The organism is Bacillus sp. NPDC057893 (assembly GCF_042796455.1).
Taxonomy (GTDB): Bacteria; Bacillota; Bacilli; order Bacillales; family Bacillaceae_G; genus Bacillus_A.
Map to the genome: position 1 here is coordinate 968,804 of NZ_JBHVNG010000001.1, position 15,027 is coordinate 983,830.

Consider the following 15,027-nt stretch of genomic DNA (forward strand, 5'->3'; position numbering starts at 1 on the left):
CTTTTAATGATTATATACTACTTTTAGTACCTAGTCATAAAAAATGGATGGTGCGGTATGAAAAAAAGAAGAAGTAAAAAAGAAAGACAAGAATTATTACAACAAACAATAGAAACGAATCCTTTTATAACGGATGAAGATTTAGCGGAAAAATTTCAAGTGAGCATACAAACTGTTCGTCTTGATCGTATGGAATTATCTATTCCGGAATTAAGAGAACGAATTAAGCATGTGGCTACAAAACAACATGAAGAAGATGTGAAATCTTTACCGTTAGAAGAGGTTGTCGGAGAAATTATCGATATAGAATTAGATAGACATGCGATTTCTATCTTTGAAGTAAAGGTAGAACATGTATTTAAAAGAAATCAAATTGCTCGTGGGCATCATTTGTTTGCGCAAGCAAACTCACTAGCTGTTGCGGTTATTGATGAAGAATTAGCTTTAACTGCAAAGTCCACCATTCGATATATTCGTCCTGTAAAATTAGGAGAGCGTGTTGTTGCAAAAGCACGTGTTGAAGATGTAGAGAATGATAAAGGACGGACGGTTGTCAAAGTGCGTAGCTTTGTTGGAGAAGAACTTGTTTTTACAGGCACTTTTGAAATGTATCGATCTAGTAATTATAGTGAGGAAGGTAACAACTTATGAAAATCGCAATAGATGCAATGGGCGGCGATCATGCACCAAAGGCTGTAGTATTAGGAGCAATGAAAGCTATTAAGGAATACTCAGATTTACATATTACGTTAGTAGGGAAAGAAGAGGGAATTCGTCAATATTTAACGAGTGAAGAGCGAATTACTATACTTCATACGGACGAAAAAATTGAATCGACAGACGAACCAGTAAGAGCGGTTCGTCGAAAAAAACAAGCTTCAATGGTACTAGCGGCGCAGCAAGTAAAAGACGGTGTAGCGGATGCTTGTATATCAGCAGGTAGTACAGGAGCTTTGATGGCAGCTGGATTGTTTGTTGTTGGTCGTATGGAAGGAATTGAACGACCAGCTTTATCACCTACAATGCCAACTGTTGATGGAGAAGGTTTTGTTATGTTAGATGTTGGAGCCAACGTTGATGCAAAACCAATTCATTTATATCAATATGCAGTAATGGGCTCTGTTTACGCAGAGAAGGTAAGAGGAATTAAAAATCCACGCGTTGGACTTTTAAACGTTGGAACAGAGGATGGTAAAGGAAACGAGCTTTCAAAACAGGTCTTTGCTATGCTCAAGGATGCACCAATTAATTTCGTTGGAAACGTTGAATCAAGAGATTTATTGCAAGGTGTAGCAGACGTTGTTGTATGTGATGGTTTTACGGGTAATGTAGCGCTAAAATCATTAGAAGGAACAGCACTTGCGTTATTCTCTATGTTAAAAGAACAATTAATGAGTTCGTTTACGAGCAAATTAGCAGCAGCGGTATTAAAACCAAAACTTATGGTATTGAAAGATAAAATGGATTATTCGGAGTATGGAGGAGCGGCGTTGTTTGGATTGAAAGCTCCTGTCATTAAGGCTCACGGTTCTTCTAATGACCAATCGATATTTAGTGCGATTCGTCAAACGAGAGAAATGGTAGCGAAAGAAGTAATTCCTACAATTTCAAGTGTAATGGAGAAGGAGCCGCTTCAATAAGAGGAGGATTTGAAATGGGAAAAATAGCATTTCTTTTTCCGGGCCAAGGTTCACAGGCAGTTGGAATGGGTAGACAGTTAGCGGAGAATAATAAAGAGGTTGCGAAAGTGTTTGCAAAAGCGGATGAGGTTTTGCATGATTCTCTTTCAGAAGTGATTTTTGAAGGACCGCAGGAAAAGTTGACATTAACGACAAATGCGCAGCCGGCACTATTAACAACGAGCTTTGCAATTTTAACAGCTTTGAAGGAGTATGATATTACACCTGATTTTGTCGCAGGACATAGTTTAGGTGAATATAGCGCTCTTGTAGCTGCTGGTGCATTAACATTCGAAGACGCTGTATATGCTGTAAGGAAACGTGGGGAATATATGGAAGAAGCTGTTCCAGGCGGGGAAGGTGCAATGGCAGCTATTCTAGGTGCAGATCCAGATATGCTGAAACGAGTTACAGAAGAAGTAACAAGTGAAGGATACGCAGTACAAATTGCTAATATGAATAGTACGAAGCAAATTGTTATTTCTGGAACAAAGCAAGGAGTAGAACTTGCTTCTCAAAGAGCGAAAGAAAATGGTGCTAAAAGAGCAATTCCGCTCAAAGTGAGTGGACCGTTTCATTCCTCTCTTATGAAACCAGCTGCTGAGAAATTCCAAAGTGTTTTAAATGAAATTACAATTCAAGACACGAATATTCCTATTATTGCAAATGTTACGGCAGATGTTATTACACGTGGTACAGATATTCAAGAAAAGCTAATTGAACAGCTCTATTCGCCTGTATTATGGTACCCATCTATTGAGTATATGGTGAATCAAGGGGTAGATACATTTATTGAAATCGGACCTGGAAAAGTACTTGCTGGTCTTATGAAGTCGATTGATTCTTCAGTGAAAGCATATGCGATATATGATGAAGAGACATTAAAAGATACCATTTCAAATTTGAGAGGAGAAAGCTGATGTTAAAAGGGAAAGTAGCATTAGTAACTGGTGCGTCACGTGGGATTGGTCGTGCGATTGCCATTGATTTAGCGAAACAAGGGGCAAATGTTGTAGTAAATTATGCCGGTAATGAGCAAAAGGCGAATGAAGTAGTTGATGAAATAAAGAAATTAGGTTCAGATGCCATTGCAGTAAGAGCAGATGTTGCAAATGCTGATGATGTTACTGCAATGGTGAAACAAACTGTAGATACGTTTGGACAAGTTGATATTCTTGTAAATAACGCTGGTGTAACAAAAGATAATTTATTAATGCGTATGAAAGAAGAAGAATGGGATACAGTTATTAATACAAACTTAAAAGGTGTTTTCTTATGTACGAAAGCAGTATCGCGCTATATGATGCGTCAACGTCATGGACGTATTATTAATATCGCTTCTGTTGTTGGTGTAACAGGAAACCCAGGACAAGCAAATTATGTTGCTGCTAAAGCTGGTGTAATTGGATTAACAAAAACATCAGCAAAAGAATTAGCGAGCCGAAATATTACTGTAAATGCAATTGCTCCAGGGTTTATTGCGACTGATATGACGGATGTATTAGATGAAAATATTAAAGCAGAAATGTTAAAATTAATTCCTGTGGCTCAGTTTGGAGAAGCACAAGATATCGCAAATACTGTAACGTTTTTCGCTTCTGATCAAAGTAAATATGTTACAGGTCAAACGTTAAATGTTGACGGCGGTATGGTAATGTAATAAAAGAATCGATTTCACCTAGTTTTTTTGGACAATATTTTATATAATATTTGAGGGGAGGTGAATAAAATGGCAGATGTTTTAGAGCGTGTAACAAAAATTGTCGTTGATCGTTTAGGAGTAGAAGAAACTGAAGTAGTACCAGCTGCAAGCTTCAAAGAAGATTTAGGCGCAGACTCCCTAGATGTAGTAGAACTTGTAATGCAATTAGAAGATGAATTCGAAATGGAAATTTCTGATGAAGATGCTGAAAAGATTGCTACTGTTGGCGATGCTGTGACTTACATAGAGAGTCATCTATAATGCTTAAGTGAAGTCCCGTTTTTTAACGGGGCTTCTCGGCTTATATCTGGAGGGACCTATGCCGTACCGAAAACATAGAGAAAAAAAATACGAAACAAAATATCGTGAAGCTTTTAAAGTATTTCAAGAAAAGATAGGTATTACGTTTACAGATGAAAAATTATTGATTCAAGCATTTACGCATTCATCGTATGTGAATGAGCATCGAAAAAAACCGCATGAGGACAATGAGCGTCTTGAATTTCTTGGCGATGCTGTATTGGAACTCACTGTATCACAGTATCTGTTTCAAAAATATCCGACAATGAGCGAAGGAGAGTTAACAAAACTACGTGCAGCTATTGTATGTGAGCCATCTCTGGTTCGTTTTGCAAACGAAATGTCATTTGGTAGCCTTGTTTTATTAGGAAAAGGTGAGGAAATGACGGGTGGACGTGAACGACCAGCTTTATTAGCGGATGTCTTTGAAGCGTTTATTGGTGCCCTTTATCTTGATCAAGGGCTAGAAACAGTTTGGGGATACTTAAAAGAAGTTGTATATCCAAAAATTAATGAAGGTGCTTTTTCTCATGTGATGGATTATAAGAGTCAATTGCAAGAATTGATTCAGCGTGATGGTAGTGGCAATATTGAGTATCAAATTTTGCAAGAAAAAGGACCGGCCCACAACCGAGAATTTGTGTCCCGTGTAACTTTAAATAATGAGGCATTAGGTCTTGGGAGTGGTAAGTCAAAAAAAGAGGCAGAGCAACAAGCTGCTGCAGAAGCATTGAAAAAATTAAAAGAACAATCATAAGGAATCCCCCTTTGAATGAGGGGGATTCCTTATGCATAGAATGAAACTTTCCTTTTATTTATAAATAAAAGGAGTGGGAAATCCGTATAGTAGCTTGTTTTCGTACAGACAACGTTTACAACAACGGAGAATAGGAGGAAGGCCTTTCGTGTTTTTAAAAAGATTAGAAATAGCAGGATTTAAATCTTTTGCTGAGCGTGTATCTGTCGATTTTGTTCCAGGTGTAACTTCTGTAGTAGGACCTAACGGGAGCGGGAAAAGTAATATTACTGATGCAATTCGCTGGGTACTTGGTGAACAATCTGCAAAGTCATTACGCGGTGCAAAGATGGAGGATATTATTTTTGCCGGTAGTGATACGAGAAGAGCGGTTAATGTTGCTGAAGTTACATTAACTTTAAATAATGAAGACCAACGCTTACCGATTGAATATAACGAGGTGTGTGTAACGCGTCGTGTATCTCGTTCGGGTGATAGTGATTTTTATATTAATAAACAATCTTGTAGATTGAAAGATATTATTGATTTATTTATGGACTCTGGTATGGGAAGAGAAGCTTTTTCAATTATTAGCCAGGGGAAAGTCGAAGAAATTTTGAGTAGTAAATCAGAAGAACGTCGTGGTGTATTTGAAGAAGCTGCGGGTGTGCTGAAATACAAACTTCGTAAAAAGAAAGCTGAAGGGAAATTGGCGGAAACACAAGAAAATTTAAATCGTGTACAAGATATTATTCACGAATTAAGTAGTCAAGTAGAACCACTAGAAAGACAAGCTTCTATTGCGAAAGATTATCTTGAGAAAAAAGAAGAATTAGAGAAAGTAGAAGCTGCGCTTATTGTACATGAAATTGAAGAATTACATGAAAAGTGGGAAGCGCTTCGAAATCAATTTGGGCATAATAAAGATGAAGAAGCTAAAATGTCGGCGAATTTACAAAAAAGTGAAGAAGAGCTTGAGGAATTACGCGGGCAATTACAAGCTGTTGATGAATCTGTAAATTCCTTACAAGAAGTTCTCCTTCTGTCTAGTAAAGAACTAGAAAAACTAGAAGGGCAACGCGAGCTGTTAAAGGAAAGAAAGCAAAATGCAACGACGCATTGTACGCAGCTTGAAAAGCTAATTGTTGAGTTAACAGAGAAAGCTACAAGTTATGATGACGAAATTGAAACAAGTACAGAAGCGTTAATGCAATTTGTGAATCAAGTAAAAGAATTGGAGAAGAAATTGCATGATAACGAGCAATTACTTGCGACTTTTGCTGAGAATTTAGAGGAACAAATTGAGAATTTAAAAGGTGACTATATTGAACTTTTAAATCAACAAGCAAGTCTTCGTAATGAATTATCTATGATTGAAGAACAATCAAAACAGCAAAACTCTAAAAACGAACGACTTGATGAAGAAAATGAAAAGTATGTACAGATGCGTGTGGGAATTACAGCGAAAAAGGCGAAACTTGTAGAAAGTTATGAGCAAGCGAGAGAGAAAATAGCTGGCATTATTTCTAACATACAGAAGACAGAAACGGCACTTGGGAAATGTAAGTCACAGTATAGTGAAAATGAAACGAAACTGTATCAAGCGTATCAATTTGTGCAACAGGTGAGCTCTCGGAAAGAAATGTTAGAAGAGATGCAAGAGGACTATTCTGGCTTCTATCAAGGGGTACGTGAAGTATTAAAGGCTAGAGAAGATAGGCTACAAGGTATTGAGGGAGCTGTTGCAGAACTTCTGACTGTGCCGAAAGAATATGAAATCGCAATGGAAATCGCCCTTGGGGCAGCGATGCAACATATCGTAGTACAAACAGAAGAACATGCTCGTAATGCAATTGCATTTTTAAAGCAAAATAAACATGGCCGTGCAACGTTTTTACCTCAAGCTGTTATTAAAAGCCGATCGCTATCATTTGATCAATTACGCATTGTGAACCAGCATCCATCGTTTGTCGGTGTAGCGGCAGAACTTGTGCAGTACAATAATAAATATGAGAATGTAGTTTCCAGTTTATTAGGTACTGTTGTTGTTGCGAAAGATTTACGCGGAGCAAATGAGTTAGCGAAACAACTGCAATACCGCTATCGTATTGTAACACTCGAAGGTGACGTAGTGAATCCGGGTGGTTCTATGACGGGTGGAGCTGTAAAACAGGCGAAATCCTCTTTATTGGGACGTCAACGTGAACTTGAAGAGTGGACTAAAAAACTAACTGACATGGAAGAAAAAACAACGAAGCTAGAAAACTTTGTTAAAGCAGTAAAGCAAGAGATTCAAGAAAAAGAAGTACAAATACGAGAGCTACGCCAAGGTGTAGAGACCGAACGTGTAGATGAACAGAAGCTAAGAGAAGAAATTAATCGTTTAGAATTAGATGAACATCGTATTAATGATCGTTTATCGATTTACGATTTAGAGATTGAAGGATTTTTACAAGATCAAGTAAAAATGCAAGGGCGTAAAGAAGAGTTAGAAAAGATTTTAGCGACTCTTCAAGCGGAGATTGGGGAATTAGATAGCAAAATCGTCGTTTTAACGAAACAAAAAAGTGAACAACATTCTTCAAAAGAAAAAGTTCAGAAGGAAATGACGGAGCTAAAAGTACAAGCTGCTGAACAACAACAACGTTTGTCTAATCACAAAGAAAAAGTCGAACGATTGACGAAGGAAAAAGAAGAGACTGATGCGACGCTTGTAAAAACGAAGGAAGATTTAGCGTTCTTAAAGCAAGAGATGACATCTAATTCAAGTGGCGAAGAACAAATTACGAATATGATTGAGAAGAAAGCGTATGATCGTAATCAAACTTCGGAGTTAATTCGTTCTCGTCGTGACCAACGCGTATCATTGCAAGAAAGAGTAGAGCATTTAGAGCGCGGTGCGAAAGAAACAATAGGTAAACATAAATATATTCTTGAGATGCTGAAAGATCAAGAAGTGAAAATTAACCGACTTGATGTAGAGCTGGAAAATAGATTGCAACATTTACGTGAAACATATACTATTTCATTTGAAGCGGCAAAACTTAAGTATACAATGATGATGCCTGCAGAAGATGCACGTAAAAAGGTGAAACTAATTAAACTATCCATCGAAGAGTTAGGCGCAGTAAATTTAGGGGCAATTGATGAATATGAACGTGTAGCAGAGCGCCATACATTCTTATTAGAGCAAAGAGATGACCTAGAAGAAGCGAAATCGACATTGCATCAACTTATAATGGAAATGGATGAAGAGATGAAAAAACGCTTTTCTACTACGTTCGAAGGGATTCGAACAGAGTTTCAATATGTATTCTCTGAACTATTCGGAGGCGGTAGAGCGGATTTAGTAATGACAAATCCAGAAGATTTACTAAATACTGGTATTGACATTGTAGCGCAACCACCAGGAAAGAAACTACAAAACTTAGGTTTACTTTCAGGGGGAGAGCGTGCTTTAACGGCAATTGCGCTCTTATTTGGTATTTTAAAAGTACGTCCAGTCCCATTCTGTGTACTAGATGAAGTAGAAGCAGCTCTTGATGAGGCAAACGTTGCTCGTTTTGCGCAGTATTTAAAGAAATTTAGTGATGAAACACAGTTTATTGTAATTACACACCGAAAAGGTACAATGGAAGAGTCTGATGTATTGTACGGTGTCACAATGCAAGAATCAGGGGTATCGAAGCTTGTTTCTGTTCGTTTAGATGATGGCGAAGAACTTGTTGCAAGTAGATAGGAAGGATGGGAAGTATGAGTTTTTTAAAAAAATTAAAAGAAAAAATTTCAAAACAAACGGATACGGTAACAGAGAAGTTTAAACAAGGATTAGAAAAAACGAGAAATTCATTTGCTGATAAAGTAAATGACTTAGTGTACCGTTACCGTAAAATAGACGAAGATTTCTTTGAGGAATTAGAAGAAATTTTAATTAGTGCGGATGTCGGAGTTTCGACAGTGATGGAATTAATTGATCAGTTGAAAGAAGAAGTGCAACGTCGCAACATTCAAGATCCGAAAGAAGTACAGGCTGTTATTTCTGAAAAGCTAGTGGGAATTTACAAAGGTGACAGCGACTTTAGTAATGAAGTTAATATACAAGAGGATCAATTAACGGTAGTTTTATTTGTTGGTGTTAATGGTGTGGGGAAAACGACGACGATTGGTAAGCTTGCACATAAATTTAAATCAGAAGGTAAGTCTGTCCTATTGGCGGCAGGAGATACATTCCGTGCTGGGGCGATTGAACAATTAGAAGTATGGGGCGATCGTGTTGGTGTAGAAGTAATTAAACAAGGATCAGGATCTGACCCAGCGGCGGTTATGTATGATGCTGTACAAGCGGCAAAGGCCCGTAAAGTGGATGTATTACTATGTGATACAGCAGGACGCTTACAAAATAAAGTAAACTTAATGAAAGAGTTAGAGAAAGTGAAGCGCGTAATTGAGCGTGAAGTACCAGGGGCTCCTCATGAAGTATTACTAGTTATTGATGCAACAACAGGACAAAATGGCTTAAGCCAAGCGAAAACATTCCGTGAAGCAACAAATGTTACTGGTATTGTTTTAACGAAGTTAGATGGAACTGCTAAAGGTGGTATCGTCTTAGCGATTCGTAACGAAATGGATGTTCCGGTGAAATTTGTTGGGCTAGGAGAGCAAATGGATGATCTGCAGCAGTTTGATCCAGAACAATATGTTTATGGTTTGTTTGCGAACTTAGTAGAAACAGAAGAAGTGTAAGTGAAAGAAGCGGTATTTCCGCTTCTTTTTCTATAAAAATATGTGATGTTAAGAAAAAAACTTGACACTCTTTTGTACTCCATGTAAACTAAATCATGTAAAGGGAAATCACTTAACAAAGGATGATCCAACATGCTCGAGAAAACAACGAGAATGAATTATTTATTTGATTTTTATCAATCGTTGTTAACGCAAAAACAAAGAAGTTATATGTCGCTTTATTATCTAGATGATTTATCTCTTGGTGAAATTGCGGAAGAATTTGATGTAAGTCGCCAAGCCGTGTATGATAACATTAAACGGACTGAAGCGATGCTTGAAGAATATGAAGATAAATTAGTATTACTTCAAAAGTTTCAAGAGCGACAGCGACTTGTTGCAAAGCTAAAACAGCTAATCAGCGAAGAAGAGCATGTGTATGAAGAAATGAAACAAGTTGTTGAAGCTATCGAAAAATTAGATTAGGAGGGCGGCAATATGGCATTTGAAGGATTAGCCGACCGACTTCAACAGACAATGCAAAAAATCCGCGGCAAAGGAAAAGTTTCTGAAGCCGATGTGAAAGAAATGATGAGAGAAGTTCGTCTAGCTCTTTTAGAAGCGGATGTTAACTTTAAAGTAGTAAAAGATTTTATAAAGCGTGTGTCTGAGCGTGCTGTCGGACAAGATGTAATGAAAAGTTTGACACCTGGACAACAAGTAATTAAAATCGTACAGGAAGAACTTACAGAACTTATGGGCGGAGAGCAAAGCAAAATTGCTGTTGCTAATAAGCCACCTACTGTTATAATGATGGTTGGTCTGCAAGGTGCGGGTAAAACAACGACGACAGGTAAGCTTGCGAATTTGCTTCGTAAAAAGCATAATCGTAAACCGATGCTTGTTGCAGCGGATATTTACCGTCCAGCAGCAATTAAACAGCTTGAAACATTAGGGAAGCAATTGGACATGCCTGTTTTCTCCTTAGGAGATCAAGTAAGTCCGGTTGAAATTGCGAAACAAGCGATTGCGAAAGCAAAAGAAGATCATCACGATTATGTTTTAATCGATACAGCGGGTCGCCTGCATATTGATGAAGAACTAATGGATGAATTAGCGAAAGTCAAAGAAGTTGCGAAACCGGATGAAATTTTCCTTGTTGTCGATGCGATGACAGGACAAGACGCGGTAAATGTAGCACAAAGTTTCCATGAACAGTTAGGATTAACAGGTGTTGTATTAACGAAATTAGATGGTGATACGCGCGGTGGTGCGGCATTATCTATTAAGGCTGTAACAAATACACCAATTAAATTTGCTGGTATGGGTGAAAAACTAGATGCAATTGAAGCGTTCCATCCAGAACGTATGGCATCCCGTATTTTAGGGATGGGTGACGTCTTAACATTAATTGAAAAAGCGCAAGCTACAGTTGATGAAGAGAAAGCAAAAGAACTTGAGCAAAAAATGCGTACGCTTTCGTTTACGCTTGACGATTTCCTAGAACAACTTGGACAAGTGCGTCAACTTGGACCGCTTGACGAATTGTTAGGAATGCTTCCCGGTGCAAATAAAATTAAAGGGCTGAAAAATGCACAAGTTGATGAAAAACAAATTGGGCATATTGAGGCAATTATTCGTTCTATGACTAAAGTAGAACGAGAACAACCGGAAATAATCAATGCTAGTCGTAAAAAGCGCATTGCCAAAGGTAGCGGTACAACGGTACAAGAAATCAATCGTCTAATCAAGCAATTTGATGATATGAAAAAAATGATGAAGACGATGACGGGAATGCAAAAAGGTAAGAAAAAAGGACTAGGTGGATTGAAGTTTCCATTCATGTAAGGAAAAAAGATGGCTCTGTTAAGAAAAAATACTTTACAAAGCAATAGTCTTTTTGCTAATATAATTATCTGTGTGAAATAAATTCGGAGGTGCTTTATAAATGGCAGTTAAAATTCGTTTAAAACGTATGGGAGCTAAAAAAACTCCTTTCTATCGTGTAGTTGTTGCAGATTCTCGTTCTCCTCGTGACGGACGTTTCATTGAGGAAATCGGTACTTACAATCCGGTTGCTCAACCAGCGGAAGTTAAGATCAACGAAGAAGCAGCATTAAAATGGTTAGGAAATGGTGCTAAACCATCTGATACAGTTCGTAACCTTTTCTCTAACCAAGGTATCATGGAGAAATTCCACTTATCTAAACAAGGTAAGTAATTGAGGCAATGACAATGAAAATGTTAGTCGAGACAATTGTTAAACCTCTTGTGGATCATCCTGGAGATGTAAAAGTTACACAGGAACTTTGCAACGGAGAAATAAAGTATCGATTAACTGTACATCCTGAGGATGTTGGAAAAGTCATTGGAAAGCAAGGGAAAGTCGCGAAAGCGATTCGAATGCTCTTGTATTCAGTGGGACATCATAATGATGAGAACGTCACACTGGAAATTCAATAAACGTAAAAAGGGCGAGGAGTTATTTCCTCTCCCTTTTTTAACATTTAAAGAGAAATTGCATGTTCCATATATGAAATGGAAATGCTTAATTTATATAGAAACCAGGGGTGACATACTATTTATGACAAAATGGTTTAACGTAGGGAAAATTGTAAATACTCATGGCGTAAAAGGAGAAATTCGTGTTATTTCTCGTACTGATTTTCCAGAAGAGCGATATAAAGTAGGGAACACGTTATACATATGGGATGAGAAAGGTACAGACTATCTTACAGTGAAGGTAACTGCCCATCGTCAACATAAGACATTTGATTTATTAACATTTGAAGGATACAACAATGTAGATGAAGCAGAGAAGTTTAAAGGTTCTTTAATAAAAGTACCAGAAGAGCAGTTAGGCGAACTAGCTGAAGGTGAATACTACTACCATGAAATTATTGGTTGCAACGTTGTAACGGAAGAAGGAGAAGCGTTAGGGACAATCAAAGAGATTCTATCTCCTGGTGCGAATGACGTTTGGGTGATTAAACGTCCAAAGGGTCAAGATCTGTTAATTCCTTATATTGATGACGTTGTACTTCAAGTTAACATTGAAAAAAAATTAGTAACCATTCATGTAATGGAAGGGCTACTATAATGAAAATTGACATTTTAACATTGTTTCCAGATATGTTTACGGGAGTATTTGGGTCTTCAATTTTAAAGAAAGCACAAGAAAAAGAAGCGGTAGAGCTTCGTGTTGTCAATTTCCGTGAGTATACAACTAGTAAGCATAATAGTGTAGATGATTATCCGTATGGTGGGGGCGCTGGTATGGTATTAACCCCGCAGCCTATCTTTGACGCAGTAGAAGAGTTAACGAAGGAAACAGACCGTAAGCCGAGAATCGTCTTAATGTGTCCACAAGGAGAGCGTTTCACGCAGAAGAAGGCAGAAGAGCTTGCTGGAGAAGAGCATGTTATTTTTGTATGTGGCCATTATGAAGGATATGATGAACGAATTCGTGAGCATCTTGTAACAGATGAGATTTCTATTGGGGATTACGTATTAACGGGTGGAGAATTGGCTTCTATGGTAGTCACTGACAGTGTTGTACGTCTTTTGCCAGGAGTGCTTGGGAATCAAACGTCACAAGTGGAAGACTCTTTTAGCACAGGTTTGTTAGAGCACCCACATTATACACGTCCTGCTGATTTTCGTGGTATGAAGGTACCGGATGTACTAATGTCAGGAAATCATAAAAACATTGATGAATGGCGCCATAAAGAGTCACTACGTCGTACGTACACACGTAGACCGGATTTACTGGAAGAACGAGAATTATCTAAGCAAGAAGAGAAATGGCTGGAACAGATTAAAGAAGACCGATAAGGGCTTGATATATTTTCTATTGCAACAGTCCTAGCAATATGCTATTATAACATTTGTGCTACTGAAATCAGTAGCCGTATTAACGATGTTCCGCTGTAATTTAATAAGACTTTATAAGAGCATCTGTTTAAAGGAGAGAATTTAATATGCAACAATTAATCACAGAAATCACAAAAGGCCAATTGAAAACTGACCTTCCTTCATTCCGTCCTGGAGACACTTTACGTGTACACGTAAAAGTAGTTGAGGGAACTCGTGAAAGAATTCAGCTTTTCGAAGGTGTTGTAATTAAACGTCGTGGTGGCGGAATCAGTGAAACATTCACAGTTCGTAAGATTTCTTACGGTGTAGGTGTTGAGCGTACATTCCCAGTTCACACGCCAAGAATCGCGAACATCGAAGTACTTCGCCGTGGTAAAGTACGTCGTGCTAAGTTATACTACTTACGTAACCTTCGCGGTAAAAAAGCACGTATTAAAGAAATTCGATAAGACATGTATGGGAGCTTGTAAATACACAAGCTCCCTTTTTCCAATCTATATGAAATTTTGGTATAATACGAACAGCTTACATAACTGTGGAGGGGAAAGCATGAAGAAAGAGAAGAGCTCACTTTGGGAATGGATCAAAGCAATTTTGATTGCTGTTGTATTAGCGGGCGTAATTAGACAGTTTTTCTTTGCCCCAATTCTCGTAGATGGTGTATCGATGTCGCCGACTTTACATGACCGTGATCGAATGATTGTTAATAAAATTGGCTATCACATAGGTGATCCGAAACGCTTTGATATTATTGTATTCCGAGCGACGGAAGAAAAAGATTACATTAAGCGTATTATTGGCCTGCCAGGCGACGAAATCGAATACCGTAATGATAAACTATATGTTAACGGGAAACCTTATGAGGAGCCGTATTTAGATAAGCAGAAAAAACAACTTGCTGACGGACCGCTTACATATGATTTTACTCTTGAAGAAATGACAGGAAAGAAAACTGTTCCAGAAGGTCAATTATTTGTTTTAGGCGATAATCGTCGTTTTAGTAAAGATAGCCGTTCGATTGGTACAATTTCAATGGAACAAGTGATTGGTAAAGCAAATATGCTATATTGGCCGTTAAAAGATGCACGTATTGTGAAATAAAAGAAAAAGAAGGTGGCAACATGGTAATCCAATGGTTCCCGGGACATATGGCAAAGGCTAGACGCCAAGTAACAGAAAAATTAAAGTTAATTGATGTTGTAATTGAGCTTGTAGATGCTCGATTACCTTTATCTTCTCGTAATCCAATGATTGATGAAATTATTACGCATAAACCAAGGCTTGTTGTTTTAAATAAAGCGGATATGGCGGATGATCGTCTTACAAAACAGTGGATTGCATATTTTGATGAAAGAGGTCAAAAGGCAATTTCAATTAATGCACAAGCTGGACAAGGTATGAAAGAAATTGCAGCAGCTTGTAAAGTGCTTGTCAAAGAAAAATTCGATAAAATGGTTGCTAAAGGCATTAGACCAAGAGCAATTCGTGCTTTAATTGTAGGTATTCCAAACGTTGGTAAATCTACACTGATTAATAAATTAGCGAAGAAAAATATAGCAAAAACAGGAGACCGTCCTGGTGTGACAACGGCTCAGCAGTGGATTAAAGTTGGGAAAGAAATGGAATTATTAGATACACCAGGTATTTTGTGGCCTAAATTTGAAGATGAATTAGTTGGTCTTCGTTTAGCGACGACGGGTGCAATTAAAGATTCTATATTAAATCTACAGGATGTAGCTATTTATGCACTACGTTTTATGGAAAAACATTATCCAGAACGTTTAAAAGAGCGATATAAGTTAAATGACATTCCAGAAGAAATTGTGGAGTTATTTGATGCAATTGGAAAAAACAGAGGTTGCTTAATGGGCGGCGGAATGATTGATTATGATAAAACATCTGAGCTTATACTTCGTGAGCTTCGTGGTGGAAGATTTGGGAAAATGACATTTGAAACACCAGAAGAGTTTGCAGAGCAGGTGGAAGATGTAGAAAAAGTAGAAGAAGTATAA

Annotated in this window: 17 protein-coding genes; all 17 read left to right on the top strand. The window is 37.8% G+C overall.

Going from position 1 to position 15,027, the window contains the following annotated elements:
- Positions 1-57: 57 nt before the first annotated feature.
- The 17 genes from fapR (at position 58) to ylqF (ending at position 15,027) form a co-directional block, all read left to right on the top strand.
- Entirely contained in the window at positions 58-651 is a 594-nt protein-coding gene (gene fapR, locus ACFVQC_RS05340; RefSeq protein WP_000747352.1) for a transcription factor FapR, read from the top strand.
- Entirely contained in the window at positions 648-1,640 is a 993-nt protein-coding gene (plsX, locus tag ACFVQC_RS05345) for a phosphate acyltransferase PlsX (RefSeq protein ID WP_002128828.1), read from the top strand. Before fapR ends, plsX begins: the two co-directional genes overlap by 4 nt.
- A 14-nt stretch (positions 1,641-1,654) precedes the next feature.
- Positions 1,655-2,599, top strand: a complete 945-nt coding sequence (gene fabD / locus ACFVQC_RS05350; protein WP_002160730.1) for an ACP S-malonyltransferase — start codon at positions 1,655-1,657, stop codon at positions 2,597-2,599.
- Positions 2,599-3,339 carry a 3-oxoacyl-[acyl-carrier-protein] reductase gene (gene fabG, locus ACFVQC_RS05355; RefSeq protein ID WP_377892052.1) on the top strand — a complete coding sequence of 247 codons (741 nt, stop codon included), beginning with the start codon at positions 2,599-2,601 and terminating at the stop codon, positions 3,337-3,339. Before fabD ends, fabG begins: the two co-directional genes overlap by 1 nt.
- A gap of 69 nt (positions 3,340-3,408) precedes the next feature.
- Entirely contained in the window at positions 3,409-3,642 is a 234-nt protein-coding gene (gene acpP, locus ACFVQC_RS05360) for an acyl carrier protein (protein ID WP_002014515.1), read from the top strand.
- Positions 3,643-3,700: 58 nt separating this feature from the next.
- On the top strand, positions 3,701-4,438 hold the full coding sequence (gene rncS, locus ACFVQC_RS05365; RefSeq protein ID WP_002146086.1) for a ribonuclease III: 738 nt from the start codon (positions 3,701-3,703) through the stop codon (positions 4,436-4,438).
- 148 nt (positions 4,439-4,586) lie between these two features.
- Positions 4,587-8,156 (top strand): chromosome segregation protein SMC, encoded by a 3,570-nt coding sequence (gene smc / locus ACFVQC_RS05370; protein ID WP_377897572.1) that lies wholly within the window; start codon positions 4,587-4,589, stop codon positions 8,154-8,156.
- A 14-nt stretch (positions 8,157-8,170) separates the two neighbouring features.
- The gene (ftsY, locus tag ACFVQC_RS05375) at positions 8,171-9,160 is read left to right on the top strand and encodes a signal recognition particle-docking protein FtsY (RefSeq protein ID WP_002160733.1); all 990 of its coding nucleotides are present in this window, start codon (positions 8,171-8,173) and stop codon (positions 9,158-9,160) included.
- Between the two features lie 132 nt (positions 9,161-9,292).
- Positions 9,293-9,625 (top strand): putative DNA-binding protein, encoded by a 333-nt coding sequence (locus ACFVQC_RS05380; RefSeq protein WP_002160734.1) that lies wholly within the window; start codon positions 9,293-9,295, stop codon positions 9,623-9,625.
- 12 nt (positions 9,626-9,637) lie between these two features.
- Positions 9,638-10,987: a signal recognition particle protein gene (ffh, locus tag ACFVQC_RS05385; RefSeq protein ID WP_002111383.1), complete on the top strand. Its 1,350-nt coding sequence runs from the start codon at positions 9,638-9,640 to the stop codon at positions 10,985-10,987.
- A gap of 100 nt (positions 10,988-11,087) precedes the next feature.
- Positions 11,088-11,360 carry a 30S ribosomal protein S16 gene (gene rpsP, locus ACFVQC_RS05390; RefSeq protein WP_000268750.1) on the top strand — a complete coding sequence of 91 codons (273 nt, stop codon included), beginning with the start codon at positions 11,088-11,090 and terminating at the stop codon, positions 11,358-11,360.
- A gap of 14 nt (positions 11,361-11,374) precedes the next feature.
- The gene (locus tag ACFVQC_RS05395) at positions 11,375-11,602 is read left to right on the top strand and encodes a KH domain-containing protein (protein WP_002088196.1); all 228 of its coding nucleotides are present in this window, start codon (positions 11,375-11,377) and stop codon (positions 11,600-11,602) included.
- A gap of 121 nt (positions 11,603-11,723) precedes the next feature.
- Positions 11,724-12,239, top strand: coding sequence for a ribosome maturation factor RimM (gene rimM, locus ACFVQC_RS05400; protein WP_215557379.1), 516 nt, complete (start codon positions 11,724-11,726; stop codon positions 12,237-12,239).
- The gene (gene trmD, locus ACFVQC_RS05405) at positions 12,239-12,973 is read left to right on the top strand and encodes a tRNA (guanosine(37)-N1)-methyltransferase TrmD (RefSeq protein ID WP_002014522.1); all 735 of its coding nucleotides are present in this window, start codon (positions 12,239-12,241) and stop codon (positions 12,971-12,973) included. The genes rimM and trmD overlap by 1 nt, the downstream gene beginning before the upstream one ends.
- 146 nt (positions 12,974-13,119) lie before the next feature.
- Complete coding sequence (gene rplS, locus ACFVQC_RS05410; protein WP_002014524.1) at positions 13,120-13,464, top strand: 50S ribosomal protein L19; 345 nt, start codon at positions 13,120-13,122, stop codon at positions 13,462-13,464.
- A 100-nt stretch (positions 13,465-13,564) separates the two neighbouring features.
- On the top strand, positions 13,565-14,116 hold the full coding sequence (lepB, locus tag ACFVQC_RS05415) for a signal peptidase I (RefSeq protein WP_377892062.1): 552 nt from the start codon (positions 13,565-13,567) through the stop codon (positions 14,114-14,116).
- A 20-nt stretch (positions 14,117-14,136) separates the two neighbouring features.
- Complete coding sequence (gene ylqF / locus ACFVQC_RS05420; RefSeq protein WP_002066792.1) at positions 14,137-15,027, top strand: ribosome biogenesis GTPase YlqF; 891 nt, start codon at positions 14,137-14,139, stop codon at positions 15,025-15,027.

Coding starts and splice junctions, on each gene's coding strand:
- ylqF (WP_002066792.1), top strand. CDS start 14,137: ATGGTAATCCAATGGTTCCCGGGACATATGGCAAAGGCTAGACGCCAA.
- rncS (WP_002146086.1), top strand. CDS start 3,701: ATGCCGTACCGAAAACATAGAGAAAAAAAATACGAAACAAAATATCGT.
- rimM (WP_215557379.1), top strand. CDS start 11,724: ATGACAAAATGGTTTAACGTAGGGAAAATTGTAAATACTCATGGCGTA.
- fabD (WP_002160730.1), top strand. CDS start 1,655: ATGGGAAAAATAGCATTTCTTTTTCCGGGCCAAGGTTCACAGGCAGTT.
- fapR (WP_000747352.1), top strand. CDS start 58: ATGAAAAAAAGAAGAAGTAAAAAAGAAAGACAAGAATTATTACAACAA.
- ACFVQC_RS05380 (WP_002160734.1), top strand. CDS start 9,293: ATGCTCGAGAAAACAACGAGAATGAATTATTTATTTGATTTTTATCAA.
- ACFVQC_RS05395 (WP_002088196.1), top strand. CDS start 11,375: ATGAAAATGTTAGTCGAGACAATTGTTAAACCTCTTGTGGATCATCCT.
- rpsP (WP_000268750.1), top strand. CDS start 11,088: ATGGCAGTTAAAATTCGTTTAAAACGTATGGGAGCTAAAAAAACTCCT.
- ffh (WP_002111383.1), top strand. CDS start 9,638: ATGGCATTTGAAGGATTAGCCGACCGACTTCAACAGACAATGCAAAAA.
- acpP (WP_002014515.1), top strand. CDS start 3,409: ATGGCAGATGTTTTAGAGCGTGTAACAAAAATTGTCGTTGATCGTTTA.
- trmD (WP_002014522.1), top strand. CDS start 12,239: ATGAAAATTGACATTTTAACATTGTTTCCAGATATGTTTACGGGAGTA.
- fabG (WP_377892052.1), top strand. CDS start 2,599: ATGTTAAAAGGGAAAGTAGCATTAGTAACTGGTGCGTCACGTGGGATT.
- rplS (WP_002014524.1), top strand. CDS start 13,120: ATGCAACAATTAATCACAGAAATCACAAAAGGCCAATTGAAAACTGAC.
- ftsY (WP_002160733.1), top strand. CDS start 8,171: ATGAGTTTTTTAAAAAAATTAAAAGAAAAAATTTCAAAACAAACGGAT.
- lepB (WP_377892062.1), top strand. CDS start 13,565: ATGAAGAAAGAGAAGAGCTCACTTTGGGAATGGATCAAAGCAATTTTG.
- plsX (WP_002128828.1), top strand. CDS start 648: ATGAAAATCGCAATAGATGCAATGGGCGGCGATCATGCACCAAAGGCT.